Source organism: Altererythrobacter sp. TH136, from assembly GCF_007065885.1.
Lineage (GTDB): Bacteria > Pseudomonadota > Alphaproteobacteria > Sphingomonadales > Sphingomonadaceae > Tsuneonella.
The window spans coordinates 1,415,842-1,432,087 of record NZ_CP041409.1 but is presented as its reverse complement, the minus strand read 5'-3'; the positions used below and the strand labels follow the sequence as shown (position 1 = coordinate 1,432,087).

18 protein-coding genes are annotated in these 16,246 nt (G+C 60.7%); 13 read left to right on the top strand and 5 right to left on the bottom strand.

The window, feature by feature from the left end:
* Nucleotides 1–104: 104 nt before the first annotated feature.
* Nucleotides 105–1,397 carry a GGDEF domain-containing protein gene (locus C0V74_RS06945; protein ID WP_246844787.1) on the bottom strand — a complete coding sequence of 431 codons (1,293 nt, stop codon included), beginning with the start codon at nucleotides 1,395–1,397 and terminating at the stop codon, nucleotides 105–107.
* 371 nt (nucleotides 1,398–1,768) lie between these two features.
* On the opposite strand from C0V74_RS06945, the gene C0V74_RS06940 reads away from it, so the two are divergent.
* The gene (locus C0V74_RS06940) at nucleotides 1,769–2,326 is read left to right on the top strand and encodes a DUF305 domain-containing protein (RefSeq protein WP_143251161.1); all 558 of its coding nucleotides are present in this window, start codon (nucleotides 1,769–1,771) and stop codon (nucleotides 2,324–2,326) included.
* Nucleotides 2,327–2,990: 664 nt separating this feature from the next.
* On the opposite strand, the gene C0V74_RS06930 is transcribed toward C0V74_RS06940, so the two are convergent.
* On the bottom strand, nucleotides 2,991–3,842 hold the full coding sequence (locus C0V74_RS06930; RefSeq protein WP_143251160.1) for a potassium channel family protein: 852 nt from the start codon (nucleotides 3,840–3,842) through the stop codon (nucleotides 2,991–2,993).
* Between the two features lie 329 nt (nucleotides 3,843–4,171).
* A complete protein-coding gene (locus C0V74_RS06925; RefSeq protein WP_143251159.1) occupies nucleotides 4,172–4,585 on the bottom strand; it encodes a MerR family transcriptional regulator in 414 nt (137 codons plus the stop codon).
* A 47-nt stretch (nucleotides 4,586–4,632) separates the two neighbouring features.
* On the opposite strand from C0V74_RS06925, the gene C0V74_RS06920 reads away from it, so the two are divergent.
* From C0V74_RS06920 to C0V74_RS06875, 10 genes are all read left to right on the top strand, one after another.
* Nucleotides 4,633–5,424: a glutaredoxin family protein gene (locus C0V74_RS06920; RefSeq protein ID WP_143251158.1), complete on the top strand. Its 792-nt coding sequence runs from the start codon at nucleotides 4,633–4,635 to the stop codon at nucleotides 5,422–5,424.
* 608 nt (nucleotides 5,425–6,032) lie between these two features.
* Entirely contained in the window at nucleotides 6,033–6,341 is a 309-nt protein-coding gene (locus tag C0V74_RS06915; RefSeq protein WP_143251157.1) for a hypothetical protein, read from the top strand.
* Between the two features lie 84 nt (nucleotides 6,342–6,425).
* Entirely contained in the window at nucleotides 6,426–8,522 is a 2,097-nt protein-coding gene (locus C0V74_RS06910; protein WP_143251156.1) for a copper resistance system multicopper oxidase, read from the top strand.
* A gap of 712 nt (nucleotides 8,523–9,234) precedes the next feature.
* Nucleotides 9,235–9,954, top strand: coding sequence for a copper resistance protein B (locus C0V74_RS13150; RefSeq protein WP_246844786.1), 720 nt, complete (start codon nucleotides 9,235–9,237; stop codon nucleotides 9,952–9,954).
* On the top strand, nucleotides 9,954–10,469 hold the full coding sequence (locus C0V74_RS06900; protein WP_246844785.1) for a nuclear transport factor 2 family protein: 516 nt from the start codon (nucleotides 9,954–9,956) through the stop codon (nucleotides 10,467–10,469). The genes C0V74_RS13150 and C0V74_RS06900 overlap by 1 nt, the downstream gene beginning before the upstream one ends.
* A gap of 177 nt (nucleotides 10,470–10,646) precedes the next feature.
* A complete protein-coding gene (locus C0V74_RS06895) occupies nucleotides 10,647–11,126 on the top strand; it encodes a DUF2231 domain-containing protein (protein ID WP_143251154.1) in 480 nt (159 codons plus the stop codon).
* An 11-nt stretch (nucleotides 11,127–11,137) separates the two neighbouring features.
* On the top strand, nucleotides 11,138–11,632 hold the full coding sequence (locus tag C0V74_RS06890) for a DUF305 domain-containing protein (RefSeq protein WP_143251153.1): 495 nt from the start codon (nucleotides 11,138–11,140) through the stop codon (nucleotides 11,630–11,632).
* Complete coding sequence (locus C0V74_RS06885; protein ID WP_246844784.1) at nucleotides 11,629–12,150, top strand: DUF411 domain-containing protein; 522 nt, start codon at nucleotides 11,629–11,631, stop codon at nucleotides 12,148–12,150. Before C0V74_RS06890 ends, C0V74_RS06885 begins: the two co-directional genes overlap by 4 nt.
* Nucleotides 12,151–12,160: 10 nt before the next feature.
* Nucleotides 12,161–12,934 (top strand): DUF4198 domain-containing protein, encoded by a 774-nt coding sequence (locus C0V74_RS06880; RefSeq protein ID WP_143251152.1) that lies wholly within the window; start codon nucleotides 12,161–12,163, stop codon nucleotides 12,932–12,934.
* Between the two features lie 44 nt (nucleotides 12,935–12,978).
* Complete coding sequence (locus C0V74_RS06875) at nucleotides 12,979–13,821, top strand: DUF305 domain-containing protein (RefSeq protein WP_168194174.1); 843 nt, start codon at nucleotides 12,979–12,981, stop codon at nucleotides 13,819–13,821.
* Nucleotides 13,822–13,967: 146 nt separating this feature from the next.
* Here C0V74_RS06875 and C0V74_RS06870 read toward each other — a convergent pair whose 3' ends face one another.
* Nucleotides 13,968–14,261: a hypothetical protein gene (locus C0V74_RS06870; RefSeq protein ID WP_143251151.1), complete on the bottom strand. Its 294-nt coding sequence runs from the start codon at nucleotides 14,259–14,261 to the stop codon at nucleotides 13,968–13,970.
* A 78-nt stretch (nucleotides 14,262–14,339) separates the two neighbouring features.
* Nucleotides 14,340–15,074 carry a PepSY domain-containing protein gene (locus tag C0V74_RS06865; protein WP_143251150.1) on the bottom strand — a complete coding sequence of 245 codons (735 nt, stop codon included), beginning with the start codon at nucleotides 15,072–15,074 and terminating at the stop codon, nucleotides 14,340–14,342.
* 139 nt (nucleotides 15,075–15,213) lie between these two features.
* On the opposite strand from C0V74_RS06865, the gene C0V74_RS13145 reads away from it, so the two are divergent.
* Both C0V74_RS13145 and C0V74_RS06860 read left to right on the top strand, forming a co-directional pair.
* The gene (locus C0V74_RS13145) at nucleotides 15,214–15,543 is read left to right on the top strand and encodes a hypothetical protein (RefSeq protein ID WP_246845015.1); all 330 of its coding nucleotides are present in this window, start codon (nucleotides 15,214–15,216) and stop codon (nucleotides 15,541–15,543) included.
* Nucleotides 15,441–16,091, top strand: a complete 651-nt coding sequence (locus C0V74_RS06860; RefSeq protein ID WP_246844999.1) for a class I SAM-dependent methyltransferase — start codon at nucleotides 15,441–15,443, stop codon at nucleotides 16,089–16,091. Before C0V74_RS13145 ends, C0V74_RS06860 begins: the two co-directional genes overlap by 103 nt.
* The last annotated feature ends 155 nt before the right edge of the window (nucleotides 16,092–16,246 follow it).

The following is a 16,246-nucleotide window of genomic DNA, read 5'->3' as shown; positions in this document are numbered from 1 at the left end:
TACCTCGTGTTCGACGGGGTTCGGCACCAGCCGTGCGAACAGTCGGACCGCGCCGAGATCCGGTCGCGCAAGGTGATCTGGAGACTTAGTGGAGAAGGCGGAGCTTACACCGCACTAAAATTGTGGTGACTCCGCGTGTATTCGACCGATCCGGGTTGCGCCTGCCGCGCAATGAATTTCGTAGCAGGCGACGAACAAGGCGCTTCTTTCAGCGCAAGATGCACTCGGTCTCGGCCACCTGCCTTTGCTTTGCAGAGTGCGGTGTCAGAGCGGTGAGAGAGCTCGTACAGCGTGTCGTCCGATGCCATCTGCGCGACTCCGAACGACGCGGTAACCGTTTGGCCAATGCCCAACCCAAGGAGAGGCTGGGTCGATAGGGACTGGCGCAAAGCCTCGGCGAATCTGCGGCCAGCACTCAAGTCAGTTTTGGCAAGCAGCACGGCAAATTCTTCGCCACCAAGTCGAGCAACGATGCCGTCTTCCCCTGCCGCTTCACTCAGCCGTGCCGCGAATTGGACGATTACCTCGTCCCCCGCTGTGTGGCCAAAGGTGTCGTTCACCGCTTTGAAGTGATCGAGATCTGCGGTTATCAGCGTCAGTTGCTTACCCTGCCGTTGCGCCTCGGCAAGCATTTGGGCGCCATGCACCTCAAGTCCTCGCCGGTTCAGCACGCCTGACAGCGGGTCGGTTTGGGACTGGGCCGCCATCTCGGCCGTGGCATCTCTCATCATCACAAGCAGCAGGACGAGCGCCAATGCGATGAGCGTGACAGAGGCGGAACTTTGCGAGATGGCGGCATAGGTACTTGCCATGTAATCCTGCGGCGTGCGTGCGGTGCCAACGAACCAGGCAACAGCTGGCTTGAGCAGATAAAGCAAAGCCGCAAGGCTACTCAGTGCCATCAGCAGTAAATCGAGCGGCTGGCGCTGCCTTGAGCGGAAGATTACCCAGCCCACAAAAAACTGCATGACAGCGTAGGGGAGTTGGTAAAGCAGGGTTCTCAAGCCGGAGCCGTAGGGCAGGGTGAAAATTACCGGAGTGGTAACCAGGCTGGCAATCCAGATGGCGGTGATTGCCGCCCGCGGAGGCGACAGCCGGTAGTGCTGCGCAACGCCGATCAGGCAGCACGTTGTGGCCGCTAGAAATGCCAGGTATATTCCGATCGAGACCGGTACCGGATCCGCTTGCCAGCGCAGCTCAAACTCCAGCGCCACGTACACCATGCCCAATGCGTAGCCAGCCGCTAACCAGCCTGCGCCGCGGGCGGTGCGGTTCGTCGCCGAGACAACGCCGAACGCCACGGCGAAGATGGCGCCGATGAACATGTTGATGCCAAGGATGAAAGCGGCTGTCATCGACCCCTCGCCATGCGAAGGAGCGGCTTTGACCTGTTTCATCCCAACGTCTGGTTAAAGTGAGTCACGCAATCGTGCGGCTCGCAAATCCAATCACCAGCTGAGCAGAGCGCGGAGCGATCAGTGCATGTCTGCTCTTCAGCCGATTCCTAACAAAACCGGCCATTCCGCTTCCGGCCCAGCTCCGGACGTTCGGATCGACCAGCGGGAACGGCAGCAATTGGGCCGATTGCGGACTGGCAGCTCTTGGCTGCGAATCTCGGATAAGCTGCCGGCGAACTCACGGCTTGTAAGGTAGCCAACTGCCCGACCGTCATAGACTCCAGTCGCCTCGGAAGCGGCAGCCCGCAGCCGGTGAACCATTGCTCCAGCCGCTCGTTGCCTAAGACCAACAGGCCTTAAGGAGATCAGAGATGAACGGCGAAGACCATAGCATGAAGATGGGGTGGAGCCGTTTCGCGGCGATGATAATGACGTCGGTCGTGATCATGTTCTTGCTCATGTATCAGTTGGTCTACAGCAGCGAACACGTCACCTTCAGCCTCAATCGGCTGCTCTCTTCGGTCATCATGGGCGGCGTCATGACTGCCGTCATGCTGGGCTTCATGTGGAGGATGTATCAGCCAACTGCTGCGAAAATCGCGGTGCTGGCAATCGGCCTCGTGGCGGCTGGCGTACTGCTGGCGCTCAACCGGAGCCAGGCCCTTATCGACGACACCCGATTCATGAAGTCGATGATCCCGCACCACTCGATCGCGATCAACAATTCACGAAAGGCACAAATAAGCGATCCTCGCGTGCGGGAGCTGGCGGACAAGATAATCGAAAGCCAGGTCCGGGAGATAGCTGAGATGAAGATGCTGATCAGCGACATCGAGGCGAACGGCGAAAGAGGCCTTGAACCTCTTCCAGCACGTCCAGCGACGCTCACAGTTGAGATGAAGGCCGAAGCAAGACAGGCAATTCAGTAGCCCCGTCAAGCTGCAGGGAGTCTTCTCGCGATGTCGAGCCGCTTCATTTGAGCGAATACGAGCAGTTGCTAAAGGCATCGTTCTAGCTGGCACCTCGCTCCGTTCATCTCAGTCCAGAGCGCATGTTCGCATGAGTGGGAACATCTGTGGGCCCCTTGCCTTCGAGAAATAGCCTCACGGGCTCATCTAACCGACAGGAGAACACGATGCACCATATGCAAGAGATGATTGCCACCCACCCCAGCGTTCAGGGGAGCACGAATGACGCACTGATCCGCTGCCTCGAAGAATGTTACTCGTGCGCGCAGACCTGCATCTCCTGCGCTGATGCCTGCCTAGCGGAGGAGATGGTGGAGCAGCTGCGTCAGTGCATTCGCCTCAACCAGGACTGCGCCGATCTGTGTCTAGCTGCCGGCACCGTGGGCATCCGCCGCACGGGAAGCAACGAGCAAGTCATCGCCGCGGCTATGCAAGCGTGCGCAATTGCCTGCAGGGCGTGTGCAGCAGAGTGTGAGAAGCACGCCGAGATGCACGAGCACTGTCGCATTTGTGCAGAGCACTGCCGGCGCTGCGCCGAGTCATGCGATCAAGCGGCGCAGTCACTTAGCCGCTAATCTCCCGCACCCGCTGAGAGCGCTCCACGGGGCCGCTCTCAGCGGGTGACTCAGATGTCTTCAACTCCCCAGCCATGAGCAATCAGCAAACCGTGCAGCCGCTTACGGCGATCCTGCTCTGAACCGACCTCAATCGCAAACTCATCCTCCGGTACAACTGGCTGCCCCCGGGAGCGCAGTGCATCGAGTGATGGAATCGGAAGAGGGGCGCCCACTGGTTTTGTGAAGTGCTTTGGGAGCGCCTCAAGAACGTTCACAATCGCGGAGCGCGCCGAGTTAAGAATCACTTCTGGTGGTCGGAATCGGTCTGGTACACCGTGCGCTGCGATCATCAGAACTTGATCGAGCCGAGCCAGGCCGACGATCGGCGACTTCCCTGCCTCATCTGAATGGAAGTACTGGAAGACCGGGTAGGCCAGATACTGTTGGCTGAGTTTCGTCAGCTGGCTGGCGATGCTGTTTAAGGGCAGTGACAACCCTGAGTAGCTATTCCCATCCCACCCAGCGGCAACGGCCTCTGCCGGAGTGTTCCCTAGCCCTCGTACTTCAGCGGCAAAGGCGCGCGCAGAGACCGCTGCCGATATGACGGATATCAGATAAGTGATCGCGAGCGTCGCCGTGAACAGTCCGGTGCCTGACGCGAGAGCAGTAGCGACCTGCCAGCTCCCCCCGCTCGGGGAGAAGTCGCCGTTCCCTAAGGTAAAGATTGTGTATCCAACGAAGTAGATGCGGTCGCTGAAGTCTGCGACTGCTTCTGTCGAGCTACTCAGTAGCGACGGTGGGTATGACCAGAACACCAGGAACCACCCAGCCCACAACAGGGACAACCAGGTGGCCACAGTGATCGTTAAAACCAGCGGCCCGGCCATGATCATCAGTCGGTGTGAGTTGATCAAGCTCACGAGACGCCAAGCAAGATAGGAGGCGGCACGGGCTATCGGACCGGCGCCACCCCCGACCCAGAGGGTGGTCCAGATGGTATCGATTAGAGCCGCAATTACGACGACGACGCCTGCTGTGAGACAGAACCAATCCAACTTGTGACCTCCTTCCGCGCACTGCGGCGGCCCGGCATAGCGAATCGCCGGTCTAGCCCCATTCGTGACAGCTCTGCCGGAAGATCTTCTCGCAGAGCAAACCTTGCTTGAGCACCTCACGTTGCTGGGTGTGATGCCTCCCAACCGCGGCGTCGATCATCTCTTGGTCTTCACAGAAGAAACGATGCTTTGCGTCAATCGATCAGGCCATCGAAGGATCTCAGTATCGGACACGGGCCGGTGCTGCCTTCGCTGCACTTCTCTGCCAACGCGCGCAGAGCGTCCCTCGCCTTATTGAGCTCCGCCACCTTTCCGTCGAGTGCTTCGAGGCGCCCGAGCGCCAACTCGCGGGCACGGCTGCGATCCTGCGTTGAGTCGAGCGCTAGAAGCTCCTTGATCTGTTCAAGGGTGAACCCGGCCACCTGTGCCTGCTTGATGAACTGCAACCGACGCAGGTCATCGGCCCCATACCGGCGAATGCCCGTTTCCTGTGCGGGAACCTTGAGAAGCCCGCGCCGCTGATAGAAACGAACGGTTTCGACACCAACTCCACCGGCAGCAGCCAAACGCCCAATTGTCAGTGAAGATATCTCTTGACTCTGTACCATAGTACGCAACCTATATCGGTGCCGACGAGATCACAAGGAGACGTGAAATGTCGGACATGAGCGACCATCCGGCCCCCGTTAACAAGGCGGTCATTTACCGCATGGTGATGCCGAAACACACCTGCCCATATGGCCTGAAGGCGATCCATGTTCTGAAGCGCGCCGGCTACGAAGTGGAAGATCACCACCTCACCACACGCGAGGAAACGGACGCGTTCAAGGCCGACCATGGCGTTGCGACTACGCCGCAAGTCTTCATCGGCGGCCGGCGGATCGGCGGCTACGACGATCTGCGGCGGCACCTGGGCAAACCAGTCGCTGACCCTAAGGCGACGAGCTACCGTCCGGTCATCGCGCTGTTCACCATGACGGCGCTGATGGCGGGCGCCGCGAGTTTCGCCGTGACGGGCAGCCCCCTTACCCTCCGCGCGGCGGAGTGGTTCATCGCCTTCTCGATGATCGTGCTGGCGTTGCTCAAGCTGCAGAACATCGAGACTTTCGCGACGATGTTCCTCAACTACGACCTGCTTGCGAAGCGGTGGGTGCCTTACAGCTACATCTACCCTTATGCCGAAGGCCTCGCCGGAGTTCTCATGGCCGCGGGAGCGCTGACGTGGCTCTCCGCGCCGCTCGCGCTGTTCATCGCCACGATCGGCGCCGTCTCAGTGTTCAAGGCGGTCTACATCGACAAGCGTGAGCTCAAGTGTGCCTGCGTTGGCGGATCGAGCAATGTACCTCTCGGCTTCATCTCGCTGACCGAGAATCTGATGATGATCGCGATGGCCCTCTGGATGAGCTTCGGGGCGCTCGCGATGCTCCCGCTGAGCATGCACCCTTGATCGCTCGAATGGATTGGGTCGCAGGTTGGCTCACACAGTCAGCTCACGTACCGAAGCAGTTTAAGGTCTTCCGCAGCCGCCGTTGAGGCCTGTTTCCCACCATCGAAATGGCCTAGCGAGACCGGCAGTTGCTCCGTCTCAAAAACGGCTTGACTCTGTACTATAGTACATATGGTATTAGGGTCAGCACAATGACCACGCTTCGTTTCCGCGTCTACGTGCCGGAACCATCTTGCCAAGGTAGAGTTAGCGCCACAGGAAAATGATCATTCCGTCTTCCTGGACCCGCCTCCGAAGGCTTCTTGCGGTGTTTGCCGCGCTCACGCTTATGTGGGGGCCCTTGGCTGTTCAAAGCGGCGCCGCGATGGCGATGGCTCCATCGAGTCACCTCGAGCAGATGCAGAAGGGCGGGGAGTGCCACGACGAGAAGTCTGAGCCGAAAGGTCATGCTGGAGCCAAAGTGTGCTGCGCAGCGATGTGCTCTGCGCTCGCCGTGCCGCCGATTGCCTTAATGGTTGGCAGTAGCATAGTTTCCGCTGTTCCCCACACAGTGCTCAGTGAGAACGGGCCAAGCTTCATCATTCATTTGCCCACGCCGCCTCCGCGACGTGCGTGAAATCGACCTTCACGATTTCACGAAAGGCTTCAAGATGAACAAGATATTTGGTGCGATCGCCTTGACGATCGCTCTGCCGACTGTCGCTCACGCGCAAACACCTTCCGCTCCCGCAGCTGAAAAGGGCTGCTGCGCGAAGATGAAGGCCGAGGGCAAAGAATGCGGCTGCTGCAAGGGAATGGACCATTCAAAGATGGACCATTCCTCGATGGGCGACGCCGCTAAGCCTGCCGATCCCCATGCTGGCCACTCTGGCCCAGCTGCGGGTCAAGGCGCCGCACCGGCAGGCCACAAGCACTAGTCGCTGATGTTGCGCGGAGTGGTCTGAAAGGGCCGCTCCGCGCACTGGCGCGATTCTGCACTGTGTCTCCTTCGAGGAACCAAGATGATTGATAAGCTCGCTTTTGAGCGGCGGCAGTTTCTGCGCGCCGTGGCACTCGGCGGAGCCGGCGCTGGTTTTGCAGCCGCTCTGCCCGCATGGGCGCAATCCGGCAGCGCGGGACTCGTGGCGCCCCTGCCCACCGTCACCGGAACCGATATCGCCCTGACGATCGGTCCAGTGAACGTGCGCGTCGATGGTAAATCCGGCCGCGCGATCGGCGTAAATGGGACAGTTCCGGCGCCTCTTGTCAGGCTCAAAGAGGGCCAGCGCGTTCGGTTGAGGGTGCGCAATACGCTAGATGAAGAAAGCTCAATCCATTGGCACGGTCTGCTGGTGCCGTTCGCTATGGATGGGGTGCCGGGGGTAAGTTTCCCCGGGATCATGCCGCGCTCCACCTTCGACTACGAGTTTGATGTGATTCAGTCTGGTACCTACTGGTATCATTCGCACTCCGCCTATCAGGAGGAAGATGGTCTCTACGGGCCAATTGTAATCGATCCAGCCGGTCCTGACCCAGTCGCTTTCGACCGTGAGCATGTCCTGGTGTTGTCCGATCACAGCCCGCTTAGTGGGGCGACTATCTACAAGAAGCTCAAGCAGATGGGCGGCGGGTACTTCAACATGCAGCGTCTGACGCTTTCCGGGTTGCTGGCTGGTCGCGATCTCCCAGCTGAGGAGCGCCGCGAATGGGCAAAGATGCGCATGGACCCCGCCGACATCGCCGATGTCACGGGGTCGACATATACCTTCACGGTCAACGGCCACGGGCCCTTCGACAACTGGACCGCGCTGTTCCAGCCCGGCGAGCGGGTACGCCTGCGGATCATCAACGCGGCGGCCCAGACCAACTTCAATGTGCGAATTCCGGACCTCCCGATGACGGTGGTACAAGCTGACGGCCAAAACGTGCGGCCGGTCACCGTGGACGAGCTCCAGATCGGCGTCGCTGAAACATTCGACGTGGTCGTCAATCCACAGGACCGGGCCTACACCTTTGTAAGCGAGTCCATTGATCGCTCTGGCCTCGGCCGAGCGACCTTGGCCCCGCGCGAGGGCATGTCGGCTCCAGTACCTCCCCTCCGGCCACGGCCCCTGCTCACCATGAAGGACATGGGCATGGGCGACATGAGCGGGATGGAAGGGATGGACCACTCCAATATGGCGGGCATGGCGACGGATGGGCCGAACCAGCCCAACGTCGCCGTAGTGCGCGGTGTTGATCCATCCGCGGAGCAAAACGCTTCACGTAAGCTCTCGCAGCTCACCGGCTGGAGCGGGCCCACCGACCACGGGGCGATCGCAGCAGCAACAGGAGGAGTCGCAGCCGCGGCAGCGATGCCTGCGGCGGGCGCGGCTGCTATGACTGGAATGGATCATGCGGCAATGGGCCACTCGGCCGCGAGCGCAGGATCCGCCGCAACGGCAGCCACGCCAGTGGCGGGCGCGAGCATGGCTGGGATGGACCACAGCACTATGCCCGGGATGACTGGGCAGGGCGAAGCCATGGCCGGCATGGATCACGGTTCAATGAGCATGCGTGATTTCCGCAATGCTCCTCAGGTGGACAAGAACCCGGGCGTCCAGAGCATCTCGCCGATGCCGACGGACCGCACCGCGGAGCCGCCGCAGGGCCTTGAGGGGATGGATCACCGGGTCCTGACCTATAGGGATCTGCGCGCCCTAGATCGCAATCCAGACGTCCGGGCCCCCTCGCGCCAGCTCGAGGTGCACCTGACTGGCAATATGGAACGCTACATGTGGTCTTTCGACGGGGTGAAACTTAGTGAGCCCGCTGAGCCGATCCCCTTCCGCCTTAATGAGCGTGTTCGCGTGACATTGGTCAACGATACGATGATGCCGCACCCGATCCACCTTCACGGACATTTCTTCGAGCTGGTAACGGGCCACGGGGCATACGGGCCGCGCAAGCACACGGTGAACGTTCCACCCGGCGGCAAGATGACCTTCGACGTCACCGCCGATGCCGCGGGTGACTGGGCGTTCCACTGCCACAACCTCTACCACATGACTGCGGGAATGATGCGCGTCGTCACCGTCCGCCCCCTCCAGGGAGACACCCAAAATGACCTCGTTTCTTAAGCTCGCGCTGACGACTGCGGGGATGCTTTGGCTGGCTTCCCCGGTCGGTGCGCAGAGTGAAGTGTCGACTGCTCAACCCGCGGCGGCAGGCGCGACGTGCACGCCCGAGCACGCGGCGGCGGGACATTGCACCCCCGCACCATCGAACGCACGGCCGCCACAGTCTGCGCCACCCTCGCCGACATCCGCGGCAACGCCGGTAGCCGCTGCATGCCTTCCCGAGCACGCCGCCATGGGCCACTGCACGGCGGCGCCCGTCCAGAAAGCGCCTGCCGCGCCGGTCCCAACAACGGCGAGACCGGCTGCGACGGGGTTCCAGACCACTTGTTTGCCAGAGCACGCGGCGATGGGGCATTGCACAACGCCGGCCGCTCAGTCCTCTGCACCGGCTCAGCCGGCTTGTTTGCCGGAGCATGCCGCGATGGGGCATTGCGCTACTCCGGTCCCGAAGCGCGCCGCGCCAGTTCAGACCGCTTGCTTGCCTGAACATGCAGCCATGGGGCATTGTACGACCCGGCCTGCTCCGGCGCCCCCGCCGGCGTGTCTGCCGGAGCACGCGGCGATGGGGCATTGCACGCTTGCGTCTCCGGCGCCGCAAGCCCCCCAACAGCCCGCATGTCTGCCCGAGCACGCCGCGATGGGTCACTGCACACCTGCCGCGTCTCAGGCGCTGGAAGGCACCGATCTGCCTGCAGGAAATGCCCCGGCACCCATGGTGCCGGTCGCCAACGCTGCCGACGCTTTCTTTGGCACTCCGTCCATGGAGATGGGCCGTCATCACCTCAACGAATTCCATGGCGGCCAGAAGCTGTTCCAGGTGCTGGCGAACATCGCCGAGTATCGCGCGGTCAAGGGTGCTGACGGCTACGGCTGGGAAGTGGAAGGATGGTATGGCGGGGACATAAACCGCCTTTGGCTGAAGACCGAGGGCGAGGGAGCCTTCGGCGATAGTGTCGAGAGCGCCGAAGTGCAGGCTCTCTATAGCCACGCGATCGGTCCCTACTGGAACGTGCAGGGCGGCCTTCGCTACGACTTCAGGCCCAACCCCTCCCGGGTGTATGCGACGGTCCAGCTCGAAGGGCTCGCGCCGAGCTTTTTCGACCTTGAGGCGGCCTTGTTCCTGTCTAACAAGGGCGAGCTCATGGCCCGCGCTGGTGGCTATTACGATCAGCGGATCACCCAGCGGCTGATCCTGCAACCACGTTTCGAGTTCGACCTGGCGGCTCAGAACAGTCCAGAGATCGGCGTCGGAGCAGGCCTGTCGGAGGCCGAGCTGGGTGTACGCCTTCGGTACGACATCCGCCGCGAGTTCGCTCCGTATATCGGCGTTCAGTACCAACGTGCCTTCGGAAGGACCGCGCGATATTTGCGCGACGAAGGCGAGGATGTGGGCGGCTTCCAATTCCTCGTTGGCATTAGAACTTGGTTTTGATGGAGGTGACGATGCGATTTTCCTATTTTCTTTGTGCGGCTATGGCGGCGTCGAGCGTCGCAGCGTTCGCCCATCCAGGTCACGACGCCCAACCGCAACCGGCGTTGGTAGACCCCGTCGCCGCTGACAAAGCGGCGATCCAGACCGTCCTTTCGCGCTACAAGAGAGCCTTGGAGACGTTAGACGCACGCGGCACTGAGGACTTGTTCGCCCCGACTTCCGCAATCTACGAAACCGGCGGCGTCGAAGGCACCTATGCCAATTACCTCGCCCACCATCTCGGGCCCGAGCTGGCCGAGTTCAAGTCGTTCGGCTTTTCCGATTACAAGGTCGACGTGCATCTCCTTGGAAAGGAGGCTGCCCACGCCATCGAAACCTACAAATATCGTATCGAGACGAAGTCGGGCGAGGTCATCGACCGGCTCGGGGTCGCCACCAGCGTGTTGATCAAGGAGAACGATCAATGGAAAATCGTCATGATGCACAATTCCGGCCGGCGTCCCAAAGCGTCTTGAGTTACCTTCATCCGGCCAAGGCGCTGCAAGGACTTCGGACTTGGGCGCTCGTGCTGCTCGCAGCCGTGGCTATTTTTTCTGCACCGGCAGCGGCCCATAAGGATGAAGATCATTCCAAAGCGCAGGCAACCCAGCCTGCGGGATCACTGACCGCCCCGGGGGATCCGGCGGCCCCCAATGGCAACGATGGATCACGGCATAATGGGGGGCATGCAGATGGAGGACCCGTCGCAGATGCTGTTTGTCGAGCGGTTCTTTAATTGGCTCGGACGAATTCATCCGTTCCTCGTGCATTTTCCGATCGCCTTTTTCCCTGCGGCGCTGTTGACAGCCATCGTCGGCCGCCGACGGCCATCTTTCGCGGCACCGGTGCAGTTCCTGGTCATAGCAGGGGGCATATTGGCTCCCTTTTCGGCAGCTACTGGCTGGCTCGGCGGGTTGAGCGCGGACCCTGAGCCGATACTCGCATACCACCGGTGGCTCGGGCTCGCGATTGGGCTTGGCGGCTTGGGCCTAGCTATTTGGGCTTGGCGGCGTCCTTGGGAAGACCGCGGCGCAGGCATGATTCTCGCGCTGACAGTCATGACCGTCGCAATCGCGGTGCAAGGTTTTTTAGGTGCGGGCCTGACCCATGGGATTGAACATCTAATGTTCTGAGGAGACGTGCGATGCAGAAGACACAAGAACATGGTTCGATGAACCATCGCGATATGAAAAACGCCTACCCCATGCTCTGGGTAAACCTGATCCTGGGTGCTCTCATCATGTACCTCGGCATGTTCGCGATGATCTGGAGCGGGGGCGAGTTCGTTCAGAACATCAACTTCGTTTACATGGCGCTCATCATGTGGGCCCCAATGTCGGCCGTCATGCTGTGGACCATGCGGTCCATGTACCCCAAGCGCAGATTGAACCTCACCCTCTACGCGCTGTTTGTATTGGTGTTCGCTTTCTCGCTGTGGGGCATGCGCGACCAGGGCTTTGTCGGCGACCGCCAGTTCCTTCGCTCGATGATCCCGCATCACTCGGGCGCGATCCTGATGTGCGAGCGGTCAAGTCTCACGGACCCTGAAATCCGGTCCCTGTGTGATGGAATCGTGCGATCTCAAGCCGAGGAGATTGCCCGAATGAAAGCAATGCTCGCCCGAAAGCAGGGGTCGTGACCGTAACCTCCGAAAACACCCGCCGTAGCGTGCTTGCGGGCATTCCGGCGGCGGGCGCGCTGCTGATCTTTGGATGTGGGCCGGCAGAACGCGCCGAAGGCAGCAAGGCTTCGGGCGAGGGATCTAGTAGAGCCGCGATCAACGCGACCGCGATGACCGTCTATCGCGACCCCAATTGTGGGTGCTGTAAGTCGTGGGCGGAGAACGCCCGTCGTGCGGGATACAAGCCTACCGTCGTCGATCGCCAGGATATGCCTGCAATCAAGGTTAAGCTTGGCGTGCCGGCCGATCTCGCCTCGTGTCACACCACTTTGATTGCAGGTTATGTCGTGGAGGGGCACGTTCCGATGGCGGATGTGAAGCGCCTGGTTGCCGCGCGGCCAAGGGGCGTCAAAGGGATCGCAGTCCCAGGAATGCCGATCGGCTCGCCGGGCATGGAAGCGCCAGACGGGGCCACCGAAGACTTTACTGTCATGGCGTTCGACGAGGCGGGCCGCGCAGTGCCCTTTACAACCTAGGAGCCAGAAAATGAACGCAAAGAGTCTGATGGCGATCCTAATGAGTGGGGCGCTTGCGTCCGCTTCAGCTGCGGCAGCTCACGATTTTTTCCTGATACCTCAGCAATTCGAAGCGGGGACCACTGACCCTGTTCACATTCAAGCGACAATTGGATCGACCTTTCCGACGCCAGAGAATGTCGTTCCCGCCGACCGAGTCGAGTCGCTGCGTGCGATCGGCCCGGGAGACCCGCAGGTCGAAGTAGTCGGACAAGGGCCAAAGGCGCTGGAACTGCATTTGCGTGGCGCGAAGGACGGGGTCGTCGCGGTGGCCGTCACCTCCAAGCCGCGTGAAATCGAGTACAGCGAAGATCGAGTGCCCCTCATTCTTGAGGAGTACCGGGTCGCAGCGGCTGCTGTCGCCGCGGTGGACGCGCTTCCCCGCCCTCGGACCTGGCTCGTCACCTCCCGCCGCTTCGCAAAAACATTCCTATGTGTGCAGACGTGTCAGGATCGTGCGGCAGTCGATCGGGCGTTCGGAGCCGGATTGGAAATCGTGGGGCAAAGATCGTCGAATGACCACTTTCGCTTGTTGGCCGGCGGCCAGCCACTCGGCGAGTATCCGGTCGATCTGGTAACTTCAGACGGGAAGCGCCTGCACCTTATGACCGACAAGAAGGGCGACATTCACCTGCCATCCCAATCACGAGGCACAATGATGCTGTTTGCGGCAAAACTTGAACCGCCTGTAGGGCAAGGCCGTTTCACGCTCGACCTTACTTCGCTCACTTTCAAGCGGAGCTAAGGCGCCTGATCTGCTTTGCCGACTAAAGACCTTGGAGAATTGAGATGAAGAAGCATTTCCTTGCAGTTGCCTTGGCAAGCACGGGCTTACTACTGGCCTCTTGCGGCTCCAACGATGAAGGGGCCCCAGCGCCTGAGACTGAGTCGACGGACCAGGCCATGGCGGCTGACCCCAACAATCCGTTCGTTGAGGCCGAAATGGACATGAACGAAAAGATGATGGCCGCGGTGGGCACCGACGCCGGCGATAGCTGGGCCAAGAAGATGATCGTGCATCATCAGGGCGGGATCGACATGTCGCAAATCATGCTGGAGCAGAACCCGAACCCCGATGTCGAAAAAATGGCGCGAGAGGGGATCGCGAAACAGCAAAAGGATATCGAGGATATCCGCAAGCTGACGAAGGACGGCACGCCCGATCAGAAAAGCGCGGACCTTTACCGGCCGGCCATGATGGACATGCACGAGAAGATGATGGCCGCGAAGGGCGCCGATGCTTCCGAGACGTTCATGCGCAAGATGCTCGAGCATCATCGCGGTGCCGTCGCCATGTCAGACGTCGCCCTGCAAAACGGCGTCACCGGAGCCCTGCGCCAGCAAATCCAGAAAACCATGGACGAGAATCAGAAGGAAGCCGAGATGGTGGAGGCCATGCTTGCCGGAAAAAGCCACGCGGAAGCGATGGCTGCCTCAGGTGCGAAATCCGCAGCCCAGATGAAGGCGGAGCCGGCTCCGGCCGATAAGCCGAAGGCAGCCGCTCCCCGGCCGACGGTAGCCGCGGCCAAGCCCACGCCGAAGCCCACGAAGGCAGCTGGCGGGTCGAGCACCCCGACCCCTGCAGCGACCCCCACGTGCCTACCTGAGCACCGCGCTGCGGGCCATTGCTGAACGAAGGTGCCCTAGCCAGGCGATAAACAGCGGACCCTACTTAGCTAAACGAGAAAGGGCCGCCTGGGTGACCCAGGCGGCCCTTTCTTTAAAGGCGTATGACGTTCCGGCCAGATGGGGCAGACGCCGCGTGCGTTGTGGTACAATCACCAACCGCGATCGTGCTGCCGCTCATGGCGGTCTTCCAAGCGATGGTGGACGCGATGTTCTTGGCGTTCCAGGCGCCGGTGTAGCCGGCGATCCGCTTTCCGCGAGATGCCGTAGTAGTGGGCGGCAGCGTGTTGCTGTTCCAGTCGGTAATCTTCTCGCGCATGCTGGCGCTCTAGCTTCCGGTGCTGGCGGTACTCACGATCAGAGTAACCCTCGTCGTTGGCGACAGCCGGCACAGCCCCGGTGACGGCAATGGCGGAAAAAACGATCATCAGGACTGATTTGCGCATGACACTCTCCTTAAGCGGAGAGATATTGCGGCGAGGTGCCTGAACCGCCCGTGGATGAAGCGGACAGCCCAGATTGGGTCAACTACTGCGTCCTACCTCGCGGCTCTGTAGTCGGCGGCGGCGCCAAGCATTGTAGCCGAGCCTGCTGGGGAAAAGAACGATCCCAGTGAGGATTACGATGAGCCCGAGCGTTGTTGCGGCGATCAACAAAGGTGTATTGAAGTCCTCGTGGTTCTTGAAGTCCATGATGTGGAGCGACCACAGGAAATCAAATACGCGCCATAGCGTTGAGCGTCTCGCGGTGACCGCTCCAGTGTCCTGTGCAACGTAAATCGCCCGCGCAGCCTCGTCGTTGAAATCAATTCTCCACGCAGGAAGAGCGCCCCGGTATTCGGTCGACTCGGTGCTCACGAGGCTCACCTGAGCTGCCTTGTGGTCCCCGATGTAATCCGCATCCGCCACACGCATCGCAACGGACGCAGGAAGCGGGGAGATTTGCTGCCCAGATTTGAGATCATAAAGGCGAGCCCGTCCCTCATGCGGGGCGATCAGGGCGACCGGTTCTCCCAAGAGGGTTTTGATCTCAATCCGCGAACCAGGCTCGGCCCCAGATATTCGATCAAGGCCGTCCGCAGCTTCTTCGATGCGAACCACCGGTGGAGGCTTCATTGCCGTCACGTGTTCGGAACGAACGCGCTCGACCGGGGCGACCGCGAAGAATAGGCCGCTGATGAACCAGAACAGGATCTGGATCGCCATCAGGAAAGCAAGCCATTTATGGACTTTGCTTGCTACCCGTGCAGCCTTCGACATCCCCTGACCCCTTCATTCCCGTTCCTGGCTCGGCAAGCTGCTGTCTCAAGAGAGGCAGCATGGCAATGGGGAGTCCTTAGTTAACCGTCTGTTGGCATCCTCCTGTTACTTGAGTTGGAGGTCGGGCGAGAGCAAAGCGATGAGCGTCAGAGGCGAGATCTGTTATCGGATCAGCAAGGCCCTGATGCGCCCACCGGAAGTCAGCGGAACCCAAAAGGACCAGTACAGCGAATGGCGGGTCGAGGAGATGGTGCGCAGCTGGTCGCACTTCTCCAATCGTTCGATCGACGGCAAGGACGTCTTGGACTTCGGTTGGGCGATGGGCCCCTATCTCTTCACCTGGCCCAGACAGCGGCACCCAGCTCAATCGTTGGCGTCGACCTCGACGAACGCGCGATTGCCCGCGCACGCACCGCACTCACCACATCGCGTCGGGAAAATTGGTCCTGCATTCCCGAATTTCTCTTGAGCGAGCCAACCCGCGTTCCCGTGGACGATACCAGCGTGGACACGATCCTCGCCTTTGATTGCGTCGAACACATCATGGACCCTGAAACTATCATGGCCGAATGGCGGCGCGTTCTTCGACCAACTGGACGCGTTTTGATCGAATGGTGTCCCTTCAAAGGCCCTTGGGGGCCTCATATGCACAACCTGATCCCGATCCCGTGGGCCCACGTCCTTTTCGGCGAGCAGGCGCTCTTCGAGTGCGCCGAGCGCATTTACGAAGATCCACAGTACGTGCGGCGACACTGGGTCTTCGATGAAAACGGCACTCGGCGGCCGAACAGCTGGCGAACTCTGCGCCGCTTCTCGCAAGCTGGATACATCAATCAACTCGATGTATCGGGTTTTCAGCATATCGCCCGTGAGGCCGGGTTTTCGGTCGAGCGGTTTGACGCAAAGGGCATTGGTGCGGAAGGCATGAAGCGAGCCTTGGGCCAGGCCTTACTCGCCGTGCCTTGGGCTAAAGAATATGCGACAAGCTTCGTCGTATGCGAACTGGTCGCGGCTTGAGGGACTTCTCTGGCTGCACTGGCTACCTGGAAACGCAGGAACCTCAGTTTCTTGGGTTCGCCTCCTCTGACCAAGCTTCTAGCGTTGGCTGTCTGTTACGTCCGCCACGCCGAATACAGGGATATGGACCCGGCTGGAGTGGGAACGGCGCGACG

Bases quoted from the DNA above. Each gene is read 5' to 3' on its own strand.
- C0V74_RS06870 (WP_143251151.1), bottom strand. From the start codon at position 14,261: ATGCGCAAATCAGTCCTGATGATCGTTTTTTCCGCCATTGCCGTCACC.
- C0V74_RS06895 (WP_143251154.1), top strand. From the start codon at position 10,647: ATGGCAACGATGGATCACGGCATAATGGGGGGCATGCAGATGGAGGAC.
- C0V74_RS13145 (WP_246845015.1), top strand. From the start codon at position 15,214: ATGAGCGTCAGAGGCGAGATCTGTTATCGGATCAGCAAGGCCCTGATG.
- C0V74_RS06910 (WP_143251156.1), top strand. From the start codon at position 6,426: ATGATTGATAAGCTCGCTTTTGAGCGGCGGCAGTTTCTGCGCGCCGTG.
- C0V74_RS13150 (WP_246844786.1), top strand. From the start codon at position 9,235: ATGGTGCCGGTCGCCAACGCTGCCGACGCTTTCTTTGGCACTCCGTCC.
- C0V74_RS06865 (WP_143251150.1), bottom strand. From the start codon at position 15,074: ATGTCGAAGGCTGCACGGGTAGCAAGCAAAGTCCATAAATGGCTTGCT.
- C0V74_RS06890 (WP_143251153.1), top strand. From the start codon at position 11,138: ATGCAGAAGACACAAGAACATGGTTCGATGAACCATCGCGATATGAAA.
- C0V74_RS06900 (WP_246844785.1), top strand. From the start codon at position 9,954: ATGGAGGTGACGATGCGATTTTCCTATTTTCTTTGTGCGGCTATGGCG.
- C0V74_RS06940 (WP_143251161.1), top strand. From the start codon at position 1,769: ATGAACGGCGAAGACCATAGCATGAAGATGGGGTGGAGCCGTTTCGCG.
- C0V74_RS06875 (WP_168194174.1), top strand. From the start codon at position 12,979: ATGAAGAAGCATTTCCTTGCAGTTGCCTTGGCAAGCACGGGCTTACTA.
- C0V74_RS06920 (WP_143251158.1), top strand. From the start codon at position 4,633: ATGTCGGACATGAGCGACCATCCGGCCCCCGTTAACAAGGCGGTCATT.
- C0V74_RS06945 (WP_246844787.1), bottom strand. From the start codon at position 1,397: ATGAAACAGGTCAAAGCCGCTCCTTCGCATGGCGAGGGGTCGATGACA.
- C0V74_RS06925 (WP_143251159.1), bottom strand. From the start codon at position 4,585: ATGGTACAGAGTCAAGAGATATCTTCACTGACAATTGGGCGTTTGGCT.
- C0V74_RS06880 (WP_143251152.1), top strand. From the start codon at position 12,161: ATGAACGCAAAGAGTCTGATGGCGATCCTAATGAGTGGGGCGCTTGCG.